The organism is Hydrogenophaga sedimenti, assembly GCF_051857515.1.
GTDB lineage: Bacteria > Pseudomonadota > Gammaproteobacteria > Burkholderiales > Burkholderiaceae_C > Hydrogenophaga.
Genome location: NZ_JBPZHA010000009.1, coordinates 124,105 through 145,763, shown reverse-complemented (window position 1 = coordinate 145,763; position 21,659 = coordinate 124,105). Strand labels below are relative to the sequence as shown.

At 68.7% G+C, this 21,659-nt stretch carries 20 protein-coding genes; 10 read left to right on the top strand and 10 right to left on the bottom strand.

The annotated features are described in order from the left end of the window. Nucleotides 1–6: 6 nt before the first annotated feature. Nucleotides 7–636 (top strand): glutathione S-transferase family protein, encoded by a 630-nt coding sequence (locus ACS5NL_RS15745; RefSeq protein WP_439354869.1) that lies wholly within the window; start codon nt 7–9, stop codon nt 634–636. Between the two features lie 31 nt (nt 637–667). Beyond that, a complete protein-coding gene (locus tag ACS5NL_RS15740) occupies nt 668–2,599 on the top strand; it encodes an O-linked N-acetylglucosamine transferase, SPINDLY family protein (protein WP_439354868.1) in 1,932 nt (643 codons plus the stop codon). A 61-nt stretch (nt 2,600–2,660) separates the two neighbouring features. Here ACS5NL_RS15740 and ACS5NL_RS15735 read toward each other — a convergent pair whose 3' ends face one another. Together ACS5NL_RS15735 and ACS5NL_RS15730 are read right to left on the bottom strand one after the other, a co-directional pair. Beyond that, nucleotides 2,661–4,109 (bottom strand): FAD-binding oxidoreductase, encoded by a 1,449-nt coding sequence (locus ACS5NL_RS15735; RefSeq protein ID WP_439354867.1) that lies wholly within the window; start codon nt 4,107–4,109, stop codon nt 2,661–2,663. Next, entirely contained in the window at nt 4,106–4,576 is a 471-nt protein-coding gene (locus ACS5NL_RS15730; protein WP_439354866.1) for a DUF2069 domain-containing protein, read from the bottom strand. Before ACS5NL_RS15730 ends, ACS5NL_RS15735 begins: the two co-directional genes overlap by 4 nt. A gap of 23 nt (nt 4,577–4,599) precedes the next feature. Here ACS5NL_RS15730 and ACS5NL_RS15725 point away from each other — a divergent pair, with 23 nt between their 5' ends. Next, entirely contained in the window at nt 4,600–5,835 is a 1,236-nt protein-coding gene (locus ACS5NL_RS15725) for a YihY family inner membrane protein (protein ID WP_439354865.1), read from the top strand. Here ACS5NL_RS15725 and ACS5NL_RS15720 read toward each other — a convergent pair whose 3' ends face one another. Together ACS5NL_RS15720 and ACS5NL_RS15715 are read right to left on the bottom strand one after the other, a co-directional pair. After that, complete coding sequence (locus tag ACS5NL_RS15720) at nt 5,836–7,122, bottom strand: cytochrome P450 (protein ID WP_439354864.1); 1,287 nt, start codon at nt 7,120–7,122, stop codon at nt 5,836–5,838. Between the two features lie 32 nt (nt 7,123–7,154). Further along, the gene (locus ACS5NL_RS15715) at nt 7,155–8,663 is read right to left on the bottom strand and encodes an aminotransferase-like domain-containing protein (RefSeq protein ID WP_439354863.1); all 1,509 of its coding nucleotides are present in this window, start codon (nt 8,661–8,663) and stop codon (nt 7,155–7,157) included. 207 nt (nt 8,664–8,870) lie between these two features. On the opposite strand from ACS5NL_RS15715, the gene ACS5NL_RS15710 reads away from it, so the two are divergent. After that, nucleotides 8,871–9,209, top strand: coding sequence for a DUF2917 domain-containing protein (locus ACS5NL_RS15710; RefSeq protein WP_439354862.1), 339 nt, complete (start codon nt 8,871–8,873; stop codon nt 9,207–9,209). On the opposite strand, the gene ACS5NL_RS15705 is transcribed toward ACS5NL_RS15710, so the two are convergent. Together ACS5NL_RS15705 and ACS5NL_RS15700 are read right to left on the bottom strand one after the other, a co-directional pair. Then, complete coding sequence (locus ACS5NL_RS15705; protein ID WP_439354861.1) at nt 9,146–9,964, bottom strand: alpha/beta fold hydrolase; 819 nt, start codon at nt 9,962–9,964, stop codon at nt 9,146–9,148. The genes ACS5NL_RS15710 and ACS5NL_RS15705 overlap by 64 nt on opposite strands. Before the next feature lie 2 nt (nt 9,965–9,966). Further along, nucleotides 9,967–11,277, bottom strand: a complete 1,311-nt coding sequence (locus tag ACS5NL_RS15700) for an O-acetylhomoserine aminocarboxypropyltransferase (RefSeq protein WP_439354860.1) — start codon at nt 11,275–11,277, stop codon at nt 9,967–9,969. A gap of 119 nt (nt 11,278–11,396) precedes the next feature. Here ACS5NL_RS15700 and ACS5NL_RS15695 point away from each other — a divergent pair, with 119 nt between their 5' ends. After that, the gene (locus ACS5NL_RS15695) at nt 11,397–11,867 is read left to right on the top strand and encodes a CBS domain-containing protein (protein WP_439354859.1); all 471 of its coding nucleotides are present in this window, start codon (nt 11,397–11,399) and stop codon (nt 11,865–11,867) included. 95 nt (nt 11,868–11,962) lie between these two features. On the opposite strand, the gene ACS5NL_RS15690 is transcribed toward ACS5NL_RS15695, so the two are convergent. Beyond that, nucleotides 11,963–13,177 (bottom strand): polyhydroxyalkanoate depolymerase, encoded by a 1,215-nt coding sequence (locus tag ACS5NL_RS15690; RefSeq protein ID WP_439354858.1) that lies wholly within the window; start codon nt 13,175–13,177, stop codon nt 11,963–11,965. Between the two features lie 134 nt (nt 13,178–13,311). Here ACS5NL_RS15690 and ACS5NL_RS15685 point away from each other — a divergent pair, with 134 nt between their 5' ends. Beyond that, nucleotides 13,312–13,968 carry a glutathione S-transferase gene (locus ACS5NL_RS15685; protein WP_439354857.1) on the top strand — a complete coding sequence of 219 codons (657 nt, stop codon included), beginning with the start codon at nt 13,312–13,314 and terminating at the stop codon, nt 13,966–13,968. Between the two features lies 1 nt (nt 13,969). Here ACS5NL_RS15685 and ACS5NL_RS15680 read toward each other — a convergent pair whose 3' ends face one another. Next, entirely contained in the window at nt 13,970–14,398 is a 429-nt protein-coding gene (locus ACS5NL_RS15680) for a cupin domain-containing protein (protein WP_439354856.1), read from the bottom strand. A 111-nt stretch (nt 14,399–14,509) separates the two neighbouring features. Between ACS5NL_RS15680 and aroC the strand changes: the two genes are divergently transcribed. From aroC to ACS5NL_RS15665, 3 genes are read left to right on the top strand one after another with little or no spacing between them, the layout of a single operon-like run. Continuing rightward, a complete protein-coding gene (aroC, locus tag ACS5NL_RS15675; protein WP_439354855.1) occupies nt 14,510–15,610 on the top strand; it encodes a chorismate synthase in 1,101 nt (366 codons plus the stop codon). Further along, entirely contained in the window at nt 15,564–16,775 is a 1,212-nt protein-coding gene (locus ACS5NL_RS15670) for an MFS transporter (protein ID WP_439354854.1), read from the top strand. The genes aroC and ACS5NL_RS15670 overlap by 47 nt, the downstream gene beginning before the upstream one ends. 58 nt (nt 16,776–16,833) lie before the next feature. Beyond that, nucleotides 16,834–18,204: a tetratricopeptide repeat protein gene (locus ACS5NL_RS15665; RefSeq protein WP_439354853.1), complete on the top strand. Its 1,371-nt coding sequence runs from the start codon at nt 16,834–16,836 to the stop codon at nt 18,202–18,204. Nucleotides 18,205–18,226: 22 nt separating this feature from the next. On the opposite strand, the gene ACS5NL_RS15660 is transcribed toward ACS5NL_RS15665, so the two are convergent. Beyond that, nucleotides 18,227–19,762 carry a rhomboid family intramembrane serine protease gene (locus ACS5NL_RS15660; RefSeq protein ID WP_439354852.1) on the bottom strand — a complete coding sequence of 512 codons (1,536 nt, stop codon included), beginning with the start codon at nt 19,760–19,762 and terminating at the stop codon, nt 18,227–18,229. A gap of 22 nt (nt 19,763–19,784) precedes the next feature. Continuing rightward, on the bottom strand, nt 19,785–20,573 hold the full coding sequence (locus ACS5NL_RS15655; protein WP_439354851.1) for an IclR family transcriptional regulator domain-containing protein: 789 nt from the start codon (nt 20,571–20,573) through the stop codon (nt 19,785–19,787). 162 nt (nt 20,574–20,735) lie between these two features. On the opposite strand from ACS5NL_RS15655, the gene ACS5NL_RS15650 reads away from it, so the two are divergent. After that, on the top strand, nt 20,736–21,659 hold the full coding sequence (locus ACS5NL_RS15650) for a 4-hydroxyphenylpyruvate dioxygenase (protein ID WP_439354850.1): 924 nt from the start codon (nt 20,736–20,738) through the stop codon (nt 21,657–21,659).

Genomic DNA, 21,659 nt, shown 5'->3' with positions numbered 1-21,659 from the left:
GAATTCATGAGCGACCTGACCTTCTACACCAACCCCCAGTCCCGCGGCCGCATTGCGCACTGGATGATGGAAGAGCTGGGCCAGCCTTATGAGACCGTCTGGCTGGGATACGGTCCCGAGATGAAGTCGGCCGAATACCGGGCCGTGAACCCCATGGGCAAGGTGCCGGCGGTCCGCCATGGCGCGGTGGTGGTGACCGAGGCCGCCGCGATCTGTGCCTACCTGGCCGATGCGTTTCCGCAGGCCGGTCTGGCGCCGGCGCCGACCTCACCGCAGCGCGCGCCCTACCTGCGCTGGCTGTTTTTTGCCGCCGGTCCGCTGGAGCAGGCGGTGACCGCGAAGGCGATGGGCTGGGTCGTGCCCGAAGGGCGGGCGGCCATGGCCGGCTTCGGCAGCTACGCCGACACCCTGGATGCTCTGGAGACGGCGCTGCGGCCCGGTACCTACATCTGTGGGGAACAGTTCACGGCCGCCGACGTGTATGTCGGCTCCAGCCTGTCCTGGGGCCTGATGTTTGGCACCATCGAGAACCGCCCGGTGTTCGTGGACTACGTCACCCGCCTGAGGGCACGTCCGGCCTTGCAGCGCGCCGGCCAGATCAACGAAGAGCGCATCAAGGCGCAGACCGCCGGCTGAGTCGCCTGCCGACATTCTTTTTCCCCCGCCCATGTCCCGTCCCCCCGTCCCCGCGCCCGCCACCGCCCAGACCCGCTCCCGCGTCACGATCTCGGGCCAGCTGACCCGCACCGGTGCCCAGCCTTCAGCCGCACCCGTGGCACACGCCGCGCCGGCACCCACGCGGCCGGTGCAGACGGTGAGCCTGGCGCCCGGTGCCGATCCGTCGGCGCCGGCACTGGCCCAGGCGCGGCGGCTGGGCGGGCAGGGGCGTTACCACGAGGCCGAGCAGGTCTTGCTGCGCACCATGGCGGCCGACCCCGCTTCGGTGCCGGTTCGGCGCTACCTCGCCACCGTGTTTCTCGCGTTGTCGAAGAACCGCGAAGCCCACGCCATGCTCAAGGGCCTGGTGCAGCAACTGCCCGACGACGAACCGCTGCTGCTGAACTATTCGACCGCGCTGTTTCGGCTGGAGCTGATGCACGAGGCGCACATGGCGCTCGAAGACCTGGTGCGGCGCTTCCCGGCGAACACGCAGGCACGGGTGAACCTGGCCTCGATCCACCTGAACAACCTGCGCGACCCGCAAAAGGCGCTGGAGGTGCTGCAACCGGCCGCCGATGAGGCCCACGCCGGTCTGCAGTTCGCGCTCGGCTGCGTGACCGCCAGGCTGGGTGATTTCGCCGAATCGCTGGCGCACTACGAGCGCGCGCTGTCGATCCAGCCCGGCCACACCGAGACCCTGAGCAACTACCTGTTTTCGCTGCACTACCGCCATCCGGTGGACCTGGACCGGGTGCGCGAGCTGAGCGAGAAGCACGGCCGCGCGGTGCACGTCGAGGCCGTGCGCCGCGGCCTGGTCCTGGCACCCGCGCCGCCGCGCCCGGTCGGCCGGCGCCTGCGGGTCGGCGTCCTCTCGGCCGACCTGCGGCTGCATCCTGTGGGCCACTTCCTGGAGACGGTGCTGGACGCGCTGCGCCAGCGCGAGGTGGACCTGTTTGCCTACGCCAACCAGGCCAGGGGCGCTTTTGTGCCCGAGCGCATTCGCGGCGCCTTCGGCCAGTGGCGCGACATCCTGGACGAGACCGACCAGCGCGTGGCTGACACCATCGCGGCCGACGACCTCGACCTGCTGCTGGATCTCAGCGGCCACACTACCGGCAACCGCATCGGCGTGCTGATGCGCCGGCCGGCACGGCGGCAGGTGTCCTGGCTGGGCTACTTCGGCACCACCGGGCTGCCCTTCATCGACGCGGTGATCGCCGACCCGCATTGCGTGCCTGCGGGCGAGGAGCGCTTCTTCACCGAGCGCCTGCTGCAGATGCCGCACACCCGGCTGTGCCTCACGCCGCCGGCCAAGGCACCCGAGGTGGCGCTGGAGCCGCCGATGGCCACGCTGCCCTGGATCACCTTCGGCTGCTTCCAGAACGCCAGCAAGATCAACGACAGCGTGCTGGCGCTCTGGAAGCGCGTGCTGGACGCGGTGCCGGCCTCGGTGCTGCGGCTGCAGAACGGCCGCTTCGAGGAAGAGCAGCAGGTGTTGCGCATGCGCGCGCGGCTGCGCGCGGCGGGCATCGACCTGCGCCGGGTCTTCATTTCCACCAACCTGCCGCGCGAGCATTACCTCGGCCAGTACGCCGAGATCGACGTGCTGCTCGACACCTTCCCGTACCCCGGCGGCACGACGACCGCCGAAGCGATCTGGATGGGGGTGCCGACGCTGGCGCTGGCGACGCCCGGCATGCTGGGCCGCCAGGGTCAGGCGATGCTGGAGAACGTGGGGCTGGGCGACTGGGTCGCGCACAGCGAGGACGACTACGTGGCCAGGGCGGCCGCGCTGGCCGCAGACCGCCCGGCGGCGGTGGCCCGGCTGAGTCTGCTGCGCCGGACCCTGCGCGAGACCGCGGGCCGCAGCCCGCTGTTCGACGCGGTGACCTTCGCCGCCGATCTGGAGCGGCTGCTGCGTCGGTTCTGTGCGGATTGAAGGGAAGTCCAGTCCAGGATGCCGTGGAACCGGCTTTGCCGGGCCACTGGCATCGTCCCCCTCAGGGGAGTGACGCCGAAGGCGGCGCGGGGGGGAGCACTCTCCCCGGGTTCATCAGGTTTCGGGGATCGAGCGCGCGCTTGATCGACCGCATCAGCGCCAGCGCCACCGGGTCCTTGTAGACCGGCAGCTTGTCGACCTTGAGGCTGCCGACGCCGTGTTCGGCGCTGATCGAGCCGTCGAAGCGCCGGACCTGGTCGAACACCAGGTGGTTGATCCGCGCTTCCATGTCACGCAGGAAAGCCCCGGCGTCGCTGCCTTCGGGCGCCTGCACGTTGTAGTGCAGGTTGCCGTCGCCCAGGTGCCCGAAATTGACCAGGCGCACGCCCGGCACCTCGCGCGCCAGCAGCGCGTCGGTCTCGGCGCAGAAGGCCGGGATCTTCGAGACCGGGATGCTGATGTCGTGCTTGATGTTCAGGCCTTCCTCGGCCTGCGCCAGCGGAATGCTCTCGCGGATGTGCCACAGCGCATGCGCCTGCTGCAGGCTCTCGGCCACCACGGCGTCCTGCACCACGCCCTGTTCGAACGCGGTTTCGAGCAGACCTTCGAACTGGCTGCGCGCGTGCGCCTCCGACTCGCTGTCGCTGTTTTCGAGCAGGACGCAATACGGGTGCTCGGACCACAGCGGCACGCGCTGCTGCGGAAAGTGTTTGTCCACCAGCGAGAGCGCGAACTGGCCCATGACCTCGAAGCCGGTCAGGCCCGCGCCCAGGTGCCGGTGCGCCAGGCCCAGCAGCTGCACGGCCGCGTCCAGCGACGACACCGCGGCCCAGGCCGTGAGCTGCGCGGCCGGCAGCGGGTAGAGCTTCATGGTCGCGGCGGTGATGATGCCCAGCGTGCCTTCGCTGCCGACGAACAGGTCGCGCAGGTCGTAGCCGGTGTTGTCCTTGCGCAGGCCGGAGAGGCCGTGCCAGACCTCGCCCTGCGCCGTCACGACTTCCAGGCCCAGGCACAGCTCGCGCGCATTGCCGTAGCGCACGACCTGCGTGCCGCCGGCGTTGGTCGCGAGGTTGCCGCCGATGGTGCAGCTGCCTTCGGCCGCCAGCGAGAGCGGGAACAGGTAGCCGGCGCGTTCGGCCGCCTCCTGCACCGCCTGCAACACGCAGCCGGCGTCGACCGTGAGGGTCAGGTTGTCGCCGTCGATGGCACGCACGGTGTTCATGCGCGTCAGGCTGAGCACCACCTGCGTGCCCGAGTCGTCCGGCACGGAGCCGACCACCAGGCCGGTGTTGCCGCCCTGGGGCACGATGGACACGCCTGCGGCCACGCAGGCCTGGACCACGGCCGCCACCTCGGCGGTGCTGCCGGGGCGGACCACCGCGAGGGCCCGGCCGGTGGCGCGCTTGCGCCAGTCCTGTTCCCAGGCCGACAGGTCGGTCGCGGGGTCGTCGTGGGTCAGCACCTGGGCGTCGCCCACGATGCCGCGCAGGGTGGTGATCAGGGTGTTCATCGGGTCTTCGCGGGAGGGACCGGGTCGGCGGCATAGCCGGCCTCGGCGGCGCGCTGCGCGGCGTCGGCTGCAATCGCTTCCTTGCCGGCGGCGCGCAGGCGGGTGCGGATGTGCCAGGTGCAGGCCACGAACAGCACGATGCACAGCAGCAGCTCCAGCCCGGCCAGCCATGCCGAGAGGCTGCTGGTGTCGCTGGTCATGCGCACCGCGCCTTCGGCCGCGTAGAGCCAGACCATCAGGCTGAGCCAGCGGTAGGTGTACATGCGGTGCTTGAGCAGTCCGGCCAGCGGGATGGTCAGCGGCAGCACCTTGAGCGCCAGCCAGGAGCCTCCCGGTCGCAGCGGGGCCAGCCACAGCTCCCAGGCCAGGCACAGCGCGATCAGGGCCAGCAGGCTGCCGACGGCCAGCGCGCGGCTGCGGGCGATCGCGGGAAGCGGGGAGGATGGGGGGGCGAAAGGATGGGTCATGGGGCGGGTGGCATGATACCGGGATGACTTTTTCCGAGCGCCTGGACCGCGCACAGACCCTGCTGGCCGCCCTGTGGCAAGACCTGCTGCGCTTTCCCTGGCGCAACACGGCGCTGACGCTGCGCGAGCGCTTCCGCGAAGACCGGCTGGGCGTGACCGCGTCGAGCCTGACTTTCACCACCACGATCTCGCTGGTGCCGCTGTTCACGGTGGCGCTGGCGATCTTCAGCGCCTTCCCGATGTTCGCCCGCCTGCAGGCGACGCTGCAGCGCTGGCTGATCGAGAGCCTGGTGCCCGAGAACATCGCCAAGCAGGTGCTGGCCTATCTCAACCAGTTCGCCGCCAAGGCGGGGCAGATGGGCTGGGTGGGGGCGCTGTTCCTGCTGGGAACAGCGCTGGCACTGATATTGACCATCGACCGCAAGCTCAACGACATCTGGCGCGTGCGCACCGCGCGGCCGCTGACGCAGCGCATCCTGGTCTACTGGGCCGTGCTCACGCTGGGGCCGCTGCTGCTGGCGGCCAGCCTGGCCGGTACTTCGTACGCGCTCTCGGGCGCCGACGGGGTGGTGCGCTCGGGCACGGTGAAGCTGCTGCTGGACTCGCTGCAGTTCGCGCTGATGACCGCCGGCATGGCCGCGCTCTACCGCTTTGTGCCCAACACCCAGGTGCGCTGGGCCCACGCCCTGGTCGGCGGGCTGTTCACCGCCGGCGCGCTGGAAGTCGCCAAGGGCGTGCTGGCCTGGTACCTGGGCAAGGTGCCGACCTATTCGCTGGTCTACGGCACGTTCGCGACGGTGCCGATCCTGCTGGTCTGGTTCTACGTGGCCTGGGTGATCGTGCTGCTGGGTGCGGTGGTGGCGGCCTACCTGCCCAGCCTGCTCTCGGGCATCGCGCGCCGCGGCAACTACCCCGGCTGGCGCTTCCAGCTGGCGCTGGAGTCGCTGGCGCAGTTGCAGGCGGTGCGCGAAACACCGGCGCGCGGCCTGAGCCTGGAGGCGCTGGCGCAGACCCTGCGGGTCGATCCGCTGCACCTCGAAGACCCGATCGGCGCGATGGTGGCACTGGACTGGCTGGGACGGCTGGACGAAGCGGATGAGCGTTATGTGCTGCTGCAGGACCCGGCGCACATGCCGGTCGCGCCGCTGGCGCAGCGCCTGCTGCTGCCCGACTCGCCGAGCACGGCGGCGTTCTGGTCGGTCACGGGCCTTCGGGACAAGACGGTCGGCCAGGTGTTGGCCGTGCCTTCGGTGCCCTGATCAGGCGCTCCGGAACGGTGCCGACAGGAAACCGCGGAAGCGCGCACGGCCGCCGCGCACCGGCGCCGCGCTGAGTTCAAAGCGAGGGAAGCGGTCCAGGAAACGGCCGATGGCGATGCGGCCCTCCAGCCGCGCCAGGCTCAGGCCGGCACACTGGTGGATGCCGAAGCCGAAGGCCAGGTGTTTGTTCCCCTCCCGGCGCAGGTTCAGGGTCTCCGGGTTCTCGTACACCGCCGGGTCGCGGTTGGCCGCGCCGATGCCCAGCGTGACCAGCGTGCCTTCGTCCAGCGCCACACCGCCGACCCGCGACGGCGACAGCGCGCGCCGGTTGCCCAGCTGGTTGGACGACTCGAAGCGCAGGCACTCGTCGACCGCGAGCGTGAGCACCGCTTCTTTGGCCGCCGCATCTCCGGCAGTGCGCAGGTCGGCCAGCAGCTGTGCGCGCGCGGCGGGGAACTCCTGCATCAGGATCAGGCCGTTGCCGATCAGGTTGGTGGTGGTCTCGTGGCCCGCGTTGAGCAGGAAGATGCAGTTCTGCAGCAGCTCGACCTCGCTGAGGCGGTCGCCGCCGGCTTCGCCCTGGATCAGGCGCGTGAGCACGTCGCGCTCCGGGTCGCCGGGTGCCTGGCGCCGCTCGGCGACCAGGCCGCGCAAGTAGTCCAGCATCTCGGTCACGCTGCGGTTGCCCAGCGCATGCTGTTCGGGCGTCGGCACCGGTTCGAGTGCACCCAGGATGGCCAGCGACCAGTGGCGCAGCGGTCCGCGCTCGGCGTGCGGCACGCCCAGCAGGTTGCCGATGATCTCGACCGGAATCGCCGAGGCGAAGTCTTCGATCAGGTCACCGCCGCCCTGCGCCTCGAGGCGGTCCAGCAGGTGGTCGACCAGCGCGATCAGGCCGGGCTCCATGTCGGCGATGGCGCGGCGGGTGAGGGCGCCCATGATCAGCTTGCGCACCCGCGTGTGCAGCGGCGGGTCGTTGAACACCAGGCTGGTCGTGTGGTGCTCATAGAGCGGCGAGTCCACGCCGTACTTGGGCGCGAACTCGACGTGTTTGTCCGAACTGAACACCGCCGCATCGCGGTACACCGCCATCAGGTCGGCGTGGCGCGTGAGGAAGACCGATCCGTCGGGCATGCGCCGCACCGGATCGGTCTCGCGCAGCGCGGCGTAGACCGGAAACGGGTTCGCGAGGAAGTCGGCAGGCAGGGCGCGCAGGTCGAAGCGGGCGGCGATCTCGCGCGCGCGCTCGGCGCTCATCGGTGGGGTGATCAGGGATGGTTCGATCATGGCCGAACCATTGTGGCGGCGGAGCGTGGGGCCTACGCCCGTTTCCGCTCAGGGTTTTCCTGCAGGATCTCGCGGGCGATCTCGCCGATGCGCGCCAATGCCTGCATGTGCACCGTGTTCCAGGGCCCGGAGAAATTCAGCCGCAGGCAATGCCGGTAGCGGTCGGTGGCGGTGAAGAACTCGCCCAGGCCGAAGGTGATGCCCTCGGCGACACAGCGGCGGAACAGTTCCATGGCCGAAAAACCCGGTTCCAGCTCGACCCAGAGCGTGTCGCCCGAGGGCGGGTTGCTCACGCGGGTGCCGGCGGGGAAGTGGTGTGCGATCAGGCGCCGCGCCTCGTTGCGGCGCTGGTTCATGTAGGTCGTCAGGCGCCGCAGGTGGGCTTCGTAGCTGCCCTGGGTCAGCAGGTCGGCCAGGGCTTCTTCGAGCACGACCGGCGTGGCCGCGCCCTGCAGGCGTTTGTTGGACGCCACGTTGTCGCGCCAGCGCCCGGCCTCGACCCAGCCCAGACGGATGCCCGGCGTGAGCGTCTTGGCGAACGAGCCGCAGACCATCACGTGGCCGCCGGTGTCGAAGGACTTGGCGGCCTTGCGGCGCTCGTCGCCGGCCAGCAGGTCGTTGAACACCACGTCTTCGATCAGTGGCACGTTGCGCTGTGCCAGCAGCTTCACCAGCTTCTGCTTGGCCGCCAGCGGCATCACCGAGCCCAGCGGGTTGGAGAGCGTGGGCGCCGCCAGCACCGCCTTGACCGGTTGCGTGTCCAGCGCCAGTTCGAGCGCCGGCAGCGAGAGGCCGGTGGCGGGATGCGTGGGGATCTCCAGCACCCGCAGGCCCAGCGATTCGATCAGGTCGAGGTAACCGAAGAAGGTTGGCGACTCCAGCGCGACCACGTCGCCGGGCTGGGTGACTGCGCGCAGGCACAGGCTCACCGCCTGGGTGCAGCTGGCGGTGATGACGATGTCGGCCGCGTCGAGTGCGCAGCCCAGGTGCAGCGCGCGCCGCGCCACCGCCTGGCGCAGGGCCGGGCGGCCGGCGTCGGCCTTGTTGTATTCGGTCAGGCTGTGCCGGTGCACACGCGAGGCGCGGCCGATGGCCACCCGCAACCGCTCTTCGTCGAACAGCGCGCTCTGCTGCGGCGAGAAGCCGCCGAAGCTGGCGCGGTCGCCCGGCTGGTGCAGCATGGCGAAACTCTCGGAGCGGGTCTGGTGTTCGACCAGGAAGCTGCGCTGCGGCGGCGCGCTCAGGCCGGGCTGGGCGATGCGCTGCGGACGCCGCACGAAGTAGCCGGCCTTGGGCCGTGCCTGTGCCAGGCCCTGCTCTTCGAGCTGGCGGTAGGCCTGCATGGCGGTGGAGATCGAGACGCCGTGGGTCAGCGCCGTCTCGCGCACCGAGGGCAGGCGCTGCCCGGCCTTGAGGGTGCCGCCGTGGATCAGCTGTACCAGCGCCTGGGCGATCTGCTGGTACAGCGGCAGGTCGGTCTCGGAGGGCGGCGGGGCCGGAGGCACCGGGCGCAGCGTGGGCGTGGTGGGCAGCGCGGACATGGCATCCCCATGCTAACCGAGCCCTGTCTGGCCGTCTGGCCGAAAGGGGTGGGCGGACCAGTACAGATGGTCACCAAACCGGGCACACAGATGGGCACCTGTGTGCCGTTGAACGGCCGATCTGGTGCCGCTGTGTGTCTGTTGCGCGGGCGGGGAAATCCCGACAGTGGAGCCACTGTCTTCATTGGTCCGCACGAAAGGTTCGCCATGCACACCACCAAGCCCTCACCCACCCGCCTGTGGCCCCAGCAGACCCGCGTGATCAACGCCAGCCACGGCATGCGTCTGCGCGTGCTCAGTGGCCGGGTCTGGCTGACGCAACCCAACGTGGCGCAGGACCTGTTTCTCGGCCCGGGCTCGGTGGTCGACCTGCTGCAGGACTGGGTGGTGGTCGGCGCCGACGCCGAGCCGGCCGGCACCCGGTCCGATCTGTACAGCGAATTCCTGCTGACCCCGCTGGTCGAGCCGGCCCCCAGCTGGTTTCAGCGCCTGAGGAAGTCGCGGATTGCGAACAGGGTCAGGTCCGGGGTTTCGGTCATCTGGTGATGACCGACCGGCAGCGTGACCACCTGCACGGTCTGGTTCGCTGCCTGAGCCGCCTTGATCAGGCCTTGCGCGGCCCTGGGCTGGGTCATCTGGTCCTGGCCGCCGAGCAGGAACAGCACCGGGCAGGTGAGGGCGGCCATGGCCGCCTCGCCGCCCGCATAACGGTCGCAGGCCACGAAGCCACGGTGGAACACGTTGACCTTGGGGTTGCTGCGCAGCACGCGGCGGTTGAGGGCCAGGCTGCTGCCGAACACCCAGGTGCCAGGCCCCAGCGCCGAGGGCGGCGCGGCCAGGGTGCTGCGGCTGAACACGTTGATCATCTGCATGCCCTTTTCCGGCTCGTTGAGCGCCGCGTCGATCAGGGCCGGTGAGACCTTCATCGGAAACGCGGTGCCGACCAGCACCGCGTGGCTCACGCGGTCCTTCAGGCGGGCCGCGGCTTCCATCGCGATCAGCGAGCCCCAGCTGTGCCCGACCAGCGCGGCCCGCGGCACACCGGCAGCGTCGAGCAGGGCCGCGATGAAATCGGCCGCTTCTTCGACCGTGGACGGCGCCTCGCCGCCGCTCTTGCAGTGGCCTGGCAGGTCCACCGCCAGCACGTTCCAGCCATGGTTGGCGAGGTAGCGGCTCTGCAGGATCCAGACGCTGTGGTCGTGCAGCACGCCGTGGATGAAGACCACGGTGGGCTTGGCGGGATCGAAGGCCTTGCCGCCGGTATAGCAGTAGGTGCTGGCGCCGTTGACTTGCAGGTACATGGTCAGGCCCCTGCCTTTTCTGCGGCCTTCAGGGCGCGCTTCAGGTCGTCGATCAGGTCGTCGGGGTCTTCCAGCCCGATGGACAGCCGGATCGTCCCCGGCCCGATGCCGGCACCCGCCAGGGCCTCGTCGCTCATGCGGAAGTGGGTGGTCGAGGCGGGGTGGATCACCAGCGAGCGGCAGTCGCCCACGTTGGCCAGGTGGCTGAAAATCTTCAGCGCTTCGATGAAGGCCTTGCCCTGTTCGCGGCTGCCCCGGATGTCGAAGCTGAACACCGAACCCGCGCCTTTGGCACCGTGGCGCAGCAGCTTGTTGGCCAGCGCGTGGCTGGGGTGCGACTCGAGCAGCGGGTGGCCGACGCGACCCACCAGCGGATGGCTGGCGAGGAACTGCACGATCTTCTCGGTATTGCTCATGTGGCGTTCCATGCGCAGCGGCAGCGTCTCCAGCCCCTGCAGGATCAGCCAGGCGCTGTGCGGGCTCAGGCAGGCGCCGAAGTCGCGCAACCCTTCGCGGCGCGCGCGCAGCAGGAAGGCGCCGACGGTGCTCTCCTCGCTGAAGGTCATGCCGTGGAAGCCGTCGTAGGGCTCGGTCAGCTCGGGAAACTGGCCGGAGGCGTCCCAGTCGAAGCTGCCGCTGTCCACCACCACGCCGCCGATCACCGTGCCGTGGCCGCTGAGGAACTTGGTGGCCGAGTGGTACACGAGATCGGCGCCGTGCTCGAAGGGCTTGACCAGGTAGGGCGTGGTCAGGGTGGAGTCGACCAGCAGCGGCACCTTCGCCTCGTGCGCGATCTGTGCCACGGTCGGCATGTCCAGCACGTCCAGCCCCGGGTTGCCCACGGTTTCGCCGAAGAACAGCTTGGTGTTGGGCCGCACGGCGGCACGCCAGCCGTCGATGTCGCCGGGCTTGACGAAGGTGGTCTCGATGCCGAAGCGGCGCAGCGTGTAGTGCAGCAGGTTCTGGCTGCCGCCGTAGAGCGCCGTCGACGCCACGATGTGCGACCCGGCGCCCATGAGCGTGGCGATCGAGAGGTGCAGCGCGGCCTGGCCGCTGGCGACCGAAATCGCGCCGATGCCGCCTTCGAGCGCCGCCATGCGCTGTTCGAACACCGCATTGGTCGGGTTGCTGATGCGGCTGTAGACGTGGCCGGCACGTTCGAGGTTGAACAGCGCGGCGGCATGGTCGCTCGACTCGAAGACGAACGAGGTCGTCAGGTGGATCGGCACGGCGCGGGCGCCGGTGGTCGGGTCGGGGGCGGCGCCGGCGTGCAGGGCCAGGGTGTCGAAGCCGGGGTCGGAATATCCGGGCATGCGTGTGTCTCCGAAGTGGCGTCCGGGCGAACCCGGTGTGTTGTTCGCGCAGATTGTGGGCTATATTCGTTCCCACGCCTGCGCAGCGGGCGACAGCATCCATCCTGAGGAGAAGTGCCATGAAGGTCAGCGACATCCTGCGCGTCAAGGGCAATGCCCTGTACACCGTCACCCCCGAGGACAGCCTGGCCGATGCCATCAAGCTCATGGACGAAAAGGACATCGGTTCCCTCGTCGTGATGTCCAATGGTCTGGTGGTGGGCATGCTCACTTTCCGCGAAGTCATCAACGCCCTGGTCAAGAACGGCGGCGCCCTGGGCGGCACCACCGTCTACCGCGCGATGGACCCGGGTCCGCTGACCTGCACCATGGCGACCGAGATGGACGAAGTCCGCCGCATGATGCTCGACCGCCACGCGCGCTACATGCCGGTGATCGAAAACCGCATGCTCATGGGCGTGATCAGTTTCTACGACGTGGCCAAGGCCGTGGTCGATGCGCAGAATTTCGAGAACAAGATGCTCAAGGCCTACATCCGCGACTGGCCCGAAGACGAATCCGAAGGCAAGAGCGAGCCGAACTTCCCCTGATTGGCCGTCACCGAATGAAAAACGCCCCGCATGCGGGGCGTTTTGCTTGGAAGGATGGTTTTCGCGGGGTGACGCGCGCAGCGCGGCGCGGGGGGTTACAGCGTGCTGTGGATGTGGTCGCGCACCCGTGGATAGATCTGCTGGTTCCACTTGCGGCCGCTGAACACGCCGTAGTGGCCGACGCCGGTCTGGATGTGGTGCGTCTTCAGGTAGGGGCGCACGCTGGTGCACAGGTCCTGCGCGGCCACGGTCTGGCCGACCGAGCAGATGTCGTCGCGTTCGCCCTCGACCGTCATCAGCGCGGTGCGCCGGATGGCGGCCGGATTCACGGTGCGGCCCCGATAGCCCAGCACGCCGCGCGGCAGGTCGTAGGTCTGGAACACCTTCTCCACCGTCTCCAGGTAGAACTCGGCCGGCAGGTCGTTGACCGCCAGGTATTCCTCGTAGAAGTTCTGGATCGCCGCGGCTTCCTCGACCCGGCCGTGCTCCAGGTGGTCGTAGATGTTGCGGAACGACTGCTGGTGGCGCTCCGGGTTCATGCTCATGAAGGCGCTGAGCTGCACGAAACCGGGGTAGACGCGGCGCATGAAGCCCGCGTGCGGCAGCGGCACGTGGCTGATCAGGTTTTTCTCGAACCAGGCGATGGGTTTGCTGGTCGCGAGCTTGTTGACCTCGGTCGGGTTGACGCGGCAGTCCACCGGGCCGGCCATCAGCGTGAGGCTGCGCGGCTGGGCCGGGTGGTCGTCCTCGGCCATGAGGGCCGTCGCGGCCAGTGCGGCGACGCAGGGCTGGCACACCGCGACCATGTGCGAGCCCGGACCCACGGCTTCGGTGAAGCGGATCAGGTAGCCGATGTAGTCGTCGAGGCTGAAGCCGCCGTGGACCAGCGAGACGTCGCGGGCGTTGTGCCAGTCGGTGATGTAGACCTCGTGGTCTTGCAGCAGGGTGCGCGCGGTCTCGCGCAGCAGGGTCGCGAAGTGGCCCGACAGCGGCGCCGCCAGCAGCACCTTGGGCTGCTCGGGCAGGTCGGCACCGGTCTTGCGAAAGCGCAGCAGGGTGCCGAACGGCAGTTGGAGCACCTCTTCTTCGACCACGGGCACTTCCTGTTCGCCGATCGTCACCGAGTGGATGTTGTAGGGCGGGCGCGAATGCGTCAGCCGCAGGCGCGAAATCACGTCACAGGCGGCGGCCACCTTGCGCACCACCGTGCGTTCGGTTTTCTCCAGCCACAGCGATGCGCTCAGGTGCTGGGCGAAGAGCCGCATTGGAGAGGTCAGGTCGGACTGAAGTTGGTAGGCCTGGTACAGCATGTCGGTCTTTCCTGTGGGATGCAGCCCTGAGTTGCAAGGAACGGACCAGCGGATACCGCACCGGGGCGGTGCGCAGACCGCGCACAAAGGTGGCACAGGGATTGCTCTTTGCACTGCCTCCAGAGGAGCAAGCCATGGCCAGAGCGGTACTCACGATCAGCAGCAAGAACTACGGTGCCTGGGCCTTGCGCGGCTGGCTCATGTGCAAGCTTGCGAAGCTCGACTTCGACGAGCACGTGATCTCGCCCGACGACCCGGCGATGAAGGCCGAGATGCTGCTGCTGTCGGCTTCGATGCGCGTGCCCTCGCTGGACCACGACGGCGTGCATGTGTGGGACACGCTGGCCATCGGTGAATACCTCAACGAGATCAAGCCCAAGGCGGGACTGCTGCCCGCGGACCGCAAGGCGCGCGCGCACTGCAGGGCAATCTGCGGCGAGATGCACTCGGGCTTTTCGGCCCTGCGCAGTTCGCTGCCGATGAACATCAAGGCCCACTTCCCGGCCTTCAAAGTGTGGTCGCGCGCGCAGGCCGACATCGAGCGCATCGAGGCGATCTGGAACGAATGCCTGGACACCTATGGCGGGCCTTACCTGTTCGGCGAAAAGCCCTGCATCGCCGATGCGATGTTCGCGCCGGTGGTCACGCGTTTCATCACCTACGACGTGCCGCTGGATCTGCCATGTGTCGCCTACTGCGACACCGTCATGGCCTTGCCGGCCATGAAAGAGTGGGTCGCAGCCGCCGAAGCCGAGCCCGACGAGATCGACGAGCTCGACGCGGAGTTCTGACTCAGGGTTCGTTCCAGGGCGTCGGGGCCGGGATCTCGCAGACCGGGTCCACCGGCAGCGACTGGAAGTCGGCCGGGCCGACGATTTCCAGGTACTCCATGTCGGGCGAGTAGTCGAACAGGTAGTGGCGGATGCCGGGGCGCTGGTGCACCACGTCGCCGGCCTGGACCAGGGTGACCTGGTCTTCGTACATGAACTTGGCCCAGCCCTTGGTCATGATCACGATCTGGAAGTCGGCCACGTGGATGTGCCAGCCGGTGCCGCCGTCCGGCGGCAGGTTGGCCTTGACCAGGTGCGCGATCACCTTGCCGTGGGTGGCTGCGGCGATGCCCAGGTCGCGGTAGAGGAAGAAGTCGCGCAAGCCACCGCGCACAAACTCGGTTTCGCCGGGTTTGACATGGGAGAAAAGGGTGCCTGTTTTGTCCAGCATGGTGCGCTCCTTTGGGTTGGGGGCGGCGAAATCGCCGCCGGATGGGGGGTGATTGGTGCGTTGCACAAAGTGCGCCAATCCGTCCGGTGGGCTCGGGGATAATCCCCATCCATGAGCGGCAACACCTTCGGCACCCTGTTTTGCGTCACCAACTTCGGTGAATCCCACGGCCCGGCCATCGGCTGCGTGATCGACGGCTGCCCGCCCGGCATGTCGCTGACCGAAGCCGACATCCAGCACGACCTGGACCGCCGCCGGCCCGGCACCAGCAAGTTCGTGACCCAGCGCAACGAGCCCGATGCGGTCGAGATCCTGAGCGGCGTGTACGAGGGCCAGACCACCGGCACGCCGATTGCCCTGCTGATCCGCAACACCGACCAGCGCAGCAAGGACTACGGCAACATCCTGCAGACCTTCCGCCCCGGCCATGCCGACTACGCCTACTGGCAGAAGTACGGCGTGCGCGACCCGCGCGGCGGCGGCCGCAGCTCGGCCCGCCTGACCGCGCCCACGGTGGCGGCCGGCGCGGTGGCCAGGAAGTGGCTCAAGGAAAAGTTCGGCACCACCTTCCACGCCTGCATGACGCAGATCGGCGAGCTGCCGATCGGCTTCGAGAGCTGGGACCATGTGCCGAACAACCCGTTCTTCGCCCCGATGGCCGACGTCTCGGCGCTGGAGGCCTACATGAACGAGTTGCGCAAGAGCGGCGATTCGTGCGGCGCGCGCCTGCGCGTGGTGGCGCAGAACATGCCGGTCGGCCTGGGCCAGCCGCTGTACGACAAGCTGGACGCCGACATCGCCTACGCGATGATGGGTCTGAACGCGGTCAAGGGCGTCGAGATCGGTGCCGGTTTCGCCTCGGTGGCCGACAAGGGCAGCACCCACGGTGATTCGCTCACGCCGGGCGGCTTCGTCGGCAACAAGGCGGGTGGCGTGCTCGGCGGCATCAGCACCGGGCAGGACCTGGACGTGTCCATCGCCATCAAGCCCACCAGCTCGATCCTGGTGCCGCGCGATTCCATCGATGTGGCGGGTGCGCCCACGGAAGTCATCACCAAGGGCCGCCACGACCCCTGCGTCGGCATCCGCGCCGCGCCCATCATGGAAGCGCTGCTGGCCCTGGTGGTGATGGACCACGCGCTGCGCCACCGCGCGCAGTGCGGCGATGTGCACGTGGACACCCCGGACATCGCTGCGGCCTCGCGTGCCTAAGCAAAAAAAACAGCTCCTGCCTTTCGCGGCGCTTTCGGCCAGCTACTTCGCGCACATCGGCTTCTTCAATCCCTACCTGCCGCTCTGGCTGAAGGACCTGGGGTTCGGGCTGTTCGCGATCAGCGTGCTGACCTCCGTGCAGTCGGCCACGCGCCTGTTCGCACCCTACGCCTGGGGCACGCTCTCGGACCGCACCGGCGAGCGCGTCAAGCTGCTGCGTTATGGCGCCACCGCGGCGCTCATCTTCTCGCTCGCGCTGTGGTTCCCGCTCGGCCCGGTGGCCTTGTTCGTGGTGTTGCTGCTGATGTTCACCCACACCAGCGCCATGATGCCCATGAGCGAGGCCGCGCTGGCCCATCTGGTGAGCCAGGGTGGTGCCTTCGATGCGAAGCGTTATGGCCGCGTGCGGCTCTGGGGCTCGCTGGGTTTTCTGGTGACGGTGGTGGTGGCCGGCTGGTGGTTCGAGCGCTTCGGCATGGGGCACTTTCCGGCCTGGACCCTGGTCACGCTGATCGCGGTGGTGGTGAGTGTCTGGCGGCTGCCCGACTTCAAGGAAGCGGCCCACCGCGACGACGACCACCCGGCGGTCTGGCCGCTGCTGAAGCAACCGGCGGTGCGCTGGTTCTTCGCGGCGGTGTTTTTCCACGTGCTCTCGCACATCTTCATCTACGTCTTCTTCTCGCTCTATCTCGACAGCCTGGGCTACAGCAAGACCCTGATCGGTCTGCTCTGGGCGGTGTCGGTGCTGATCGAGATCGGCTGGTTCTTCACCCAGGGGCGCTGGCTGCCCAAGCTGAGCCTGACGGGCTGGCTGGTGCTGGCCTCGGTGCTGATGGTGTTGCGCATGGGCGTCACGGCGGGCCTGCCGACGGTGTGGCCGCTGCTGCTGGCGGCGCAGACCCTGCACGCGATCACCTTCGCCGCCCACCACACGGTCTGCATCGCGCTGCTCTCGCACCACTTTCCGGGCCGCCTGCGTGGTCGCGGCCAGGCGCTCTACACCGTGATCGGCTATGGGTTGCCGGGTGTGCTGGGTGGTCTGGGCGGCGGTGTGCTGTCCTCGGCGCTGGGCCTGTCGGCGGTGTTCTGGCTGGCCGGGGGGCTGGCCGCCGTGGCCAGCCTGTGCGCTGTGCGGTTGCGGCAACTGGACCACCGGTCGGGCTAGGGAGCGGGCCGCGGGCACAATGGCTTTGTTACCCGATGTATCTGCTGTCACACACGCCATGAGTCCGCACAACCAATCCACCAACTCCGCCCCACGAACCCGCGACCCCCGCTCCACCCCGAAGATTCCGCCGTTCTGGCACCGGCTCAACGCCTTCTTCCTGTTCCCGTTCCAGGTACGGCCGCTGATGTACGCGGTGTTCCTGTCGCTGTGTTCGCTGACCGTGATGGTCTCGCCGCTGATCGGCTTTTTTGCGGTCATCGGCATCCTGCTGGCCACCGCCCGGTACAGCTTCAAGGTCGCGGCGATGGCCTCGATGGGCATGCTCGACAGCACGGACTACGACAGCGCGCGCAGCGATCCGGCCTGGACCAACCTGCCCTGGAAGTTCATGGGCGTGCTGCTGGTGCACGGCTTCGTCATTTCCCTGCTGATGTCGGCCAGCGAGGGGCTGGGGGACATCGGCCGGCTGATCTCGTCGCTGCTGGTGCCCGCCACGCTGATGGTGCTGATCCAGACCACCAGCCTGCGCAGCGCGATCAACCCGGCGGAACTGATGCGGGCGGTGGCGGCGGTGGGCATGCCCTACCTGCTGCTGTGCGTGTTCATGCTGCTGCTCAGCACCGGCATGCCGGTGGCCTGGGGGCTGCTGCTGCCGCTGGCGCCCAAGGGCCTGATCGCTCCGGTGATGACCTTTGTGGCGGTGTATTTTTCGTGGGTCACCGCCAGCATGATCGGCTACGTGATGTTCCAGAACCACGAGAACCTGGACATCGACCTGGTGCAGGACCCGTCGAACGAGCTGATGGCGGCCGGGCAGGGCGCACGCCGCTCCGGTCCGGTGGTCGACCCGGTGGTGCGCGAACGCGATGCGCAGGTGGCCGCGCTGATCAAGGAGGGCAACCTCAATGAGGCCCACGAGCTGGCCTACGACTGGCAACGCACCAACCCCGAGTCGCTGCCTGACCAGCGCCGCTACCACCGTGTGCTGCTGCTGACCGACAAGAAGGACACGCTGGCCTGGTTCACGCAGAAGGTGATCCAGAGCCTGATGAAGGAGCAGAAGGGCCAGGAAGCGCTGCAGGTCCACGAGGCCACGCTGGCCAAGTGTCCCGAGCTGTCGCTGGAGTCGGCCGAGCTGACGCTCACGCTGGCGCAGCTGGCCTGGAAGGGCATGGACCACAAGCAGGCGCTGGCGCTGCTCAAGGGTTTCGACAAGCGCTACCCGCGCGACCCGGCTGTGCCCAAGGCCTACGAGCTGATCGCCCGCGTGCTGCACCAGGGCATGGGCCGCACCGAGCAGGCGCTGGCGGTCTACCGCGCCATGGTCAAGCATTTCCCGCAGCACCCCAGCACGCAGGAGGCGGCCTGGCTGCTGCGCGAACACACCGGGACCGCGGTGCCGGTGGCGGCCCGTCCCGCCGCCTGAAACGCCCCGGCGCCGCGGTTGCTCAGGGTGTTGCGGGTGGATCGCGCCGCGCCAGCATCCGGGTGACCGGGTCCTCGGGCGCGTGCTTCATGAGCGCGGGCAGCCAGCCCATGGCCGCTTCAAACTGCTTGTGGTGCACCAGCTGGTTCACCAGCAGGGTCAGCGTCGCCGGCCATTGCGGATGCACCGGCGAACTGCGGTGCAGCACCCGCGCGAGGTGCTGCGCATCGTCCCAGGCCTGCAGCTTCACGAACGCGGTGGTGAGATGGACCAGGGTGCCACCGCTCAGGCGCGCGCCGGGCTGGGCCAGCTTCAGGTACTCGTGGTAGCGGGTGTGCTGGCGCCGCCGTGCTGCCGAGTCGGCGGCGGGCAGGGTCAGCAGGCCCTTGGCCGCGGCGTGGAACTCGTCGCTGGCCGGGAAGTGTTTCGCCACCTCGAACCACGAGGCCAGCACCGCCTCGTCGCGTGGCCGCAGGCGGGCGGCGCGGTGCCAGGCCTGGCTGGCGGCGGCGAAGTTCAGCTCGTCGGTCAGCGCCTGCGCGCGGTCGATCGCGGCCTGCGCGGCGGTCTCGTCTTCGCTCGCGGGAGCGGCCTCGGCCGGCGCCAGGTTCGACGGCGCCTCGAACTTCTTCACGGCCATCAGCATCGCCATCAGCAGCGCACCGCAGGTCAGGCCGCCCAGGTGCGCCATGTAGTCCACCCCCTCGCCGCCCAGCCACTGCTGCAGCGCCTCATGCCCCATGTACACCGGCAGCATCACCAGCGCGGGCCAGCGCGCGTAGTTGAAATAGAACAGCAGCAGATAGAAGAAGTTGATCCGCCGCAGCCGGTACATCACCACGTACATCGCCATCAGGCCCGAGATCGCGCCCGAGGCGCCCAGCCCCATCCCGGGCGCACCGGCGTGTGACCAGAGGGACACCGCCGAGGCGCCGATGCCGCTGAGCAGGTACATCAGCAGGTAGGTGCCCGAGCCCAGCGCCATCTCCAGCGTGAAGCCGAACAGGAACAGGAACACCATGTTGCCCAGCAGGTGTTCGGTGCTGCCGTGCAGGAAGGTCGCGGTGAGCCAGTTCACGGAAGGGGCGGAGATGCCCTGGTCGAAATGCAGGGCCCAGCGCCAGGTGAAGGGCTGCGGCTCGTAGGGTGTGACCTGTGCCCGCAGGCTGCGCCATTGTCCGTACTGCGGATCGGTCGTTGGGATCACCTGGCCGGCCAGCAGGGCCTGGCGGAAGGTCTGCTCGTGCCACATGTCCACATAGAGCTGTTCGGCCAGCTGCTCCTCGTCCTTGTTCGCCCAGTGTTTTTCGATCGCCTCGGCGTGCTCCTTGTTGCGCGGGTCGGGCGAGGCCTTGTGCCGGAGGTGTTCGATGTAGCGTGGTACCTCGATCGCGGCCAGGCCGCTGGCCGCGTAACGTTCGGCGTTGCGCTCGACCTTCTGGTCTTCCGAGGCCTGCCAGCCCCAGTAGATGAGCATGTTGGCGACGATCAGCAGCACCGTCATCCAGGGTGGCGACTGCCAGGTGGGCTTGTTGGCCAGGGGAATGGCAAAAAACATCGTGCGGTTCCGGACAGCGGTTTCAGAGCAGGTTGCGCAGGCCGCGCGCCGCTTCCTGCAGCACCGGCAGCACGCGTTTGACGGCGTCTTCGCTGGTTTCCTGGTTGATCGGCATGGTGATGCTGATCGCGCCGTGCACCAGGTTGTTGCGGTCCAGCAGCGGCACCGAGATGCCGCGGAAGTTCAGCTCCATCTGCTGCTCCGACAGCGCCCAGCCCTGGCGCCGCACGCGCGCCAGTTCGCCACGCAGCGCCTCCTTGCTCGACAGCGTGAAGGGCGTGTAGGTGCCCAGCGTGCGTGCCGCCAGCCACTCGTCGGCCGCGGCCTCGCCCATGCTCGCCAGGATCGCCATGCCGGCCGCGGTCACCTGCGCCTGCACGCGCGAGCCCAGCATGTAGCCGGTGTTCATGTGGCGGTGCGCGCCGCTGCGCGCGATGTAGACCGTCTCGCCGCCGTCGAGCACGCCGAGGTACGCGACCTCCTGCGTGCCGCCGGCGATGCGCTGCAGGAAGGGCTGCACCAGCCGGGGCAGCCGCGCCGATTCGAGGTAGGCGTGGCCCAGCCGCAGGATGCGCGGCGTCAGCCAGAACAGCTTGCCGTCGGTGCCCACATACCCCAGGTGCGCCAGCGTCAGCAGGTAGCGGCGCGCGGCGGTGCGGGTGAGGCCGCAACGCGTGCCGGCCTGGCTGGCGGTCAGGCGCGGGTGCTGGTCGTCGAAGGCTTCGATCACCGCCAGGCCTTTTTCGAGGCCGGCGATCCAGTCGCGTTTCTCCAGCGGCGGTGTGTTCCAGGCGGTCAGGTTCTGTGTCATGAAAACCCTGATATCGTGCGATCAACGTGGGGTGGCGTTCGATTATCGAACGAATCGGCCACCCGGTCGGCCGGCGCATGGCGTGCCGGCGCCTACAGTGGTGGCTTGCACCAACACCGGCGCGCGGCGGGGCTGCGCGCGGCACCTGATGGAGACTGGAACATGAGTGATCTGCTGATCAACCCCGCCGCCGGCCGCGAGCCCCTGCAAGCCTCGTTCAGCGACGCCGCCAACCCGCTGGGTCTGGACGGCATCGAGTTCATCGAATACGCGACCACCAAGCCCCAGGCCCTGGGCCAGGTGCTGGAGATGATGGGCTTCAGGCCGGTGGCGCGCCACCGGTCGCGCGAAGTCCTGCTGTACCGCCAGGGCGAACTCAACATCGTGGTCAACGCGCACCCCAGCGATGCGCAGGGCGCCAGCCACGGCAGCGACGTGCCATCGATTTCCGCGATGGCGCTGCGCGTGCGCGATGCCCGCGCGGCCTACCACTACGTGCTCGAGCGCGGCGCCTGGTCGGTGCCGACCCACGCCGAGGTGATGGAGCTGAACATCCCGGCCATCCACGGCGCCGGTGGCAGCCGCATCTACTTCGTCGACCGCTACAAGGAGTTCTCGATCTACGACGTGGACTTCGTGCCGATCCCCACCGTCGAGCAGCGTCCGGTCCCGACCGCCGGCATCCACTTCTTCGGCATCGTGCAGTACATCGGCCCCGAGCGCAGCAACGACTGGATCGCCTTCTACGACGAGCTGTTCGGCACCGAGCTGATCCCCGACGACCAGCGCTTCGGCATCATGCCCAAGGGCACGCTGCTGCGCACCCCGGCGCTGGACCCGGCCAAGCGCTTCATGCTGCAGCTGGTCGAGCCGCCGGTGAACGTGCACGACGCCGACGAGAAGCTGCAGCGCATCGGCCTGGGCGTGCCCGACGTGCTGGCGGCCGTGAAGGCGCTGCGTGCGCTGGGCGTGGAGTTCGTCGAGACCGAGGCCGCCCACACCGAGCAGCGCGGCGCGATCACCAAGACCTACCTGGGCTCGGTGGTGTTCGAGCTGGTGCACAGCGAACAGCGCACCGGAGGCTGA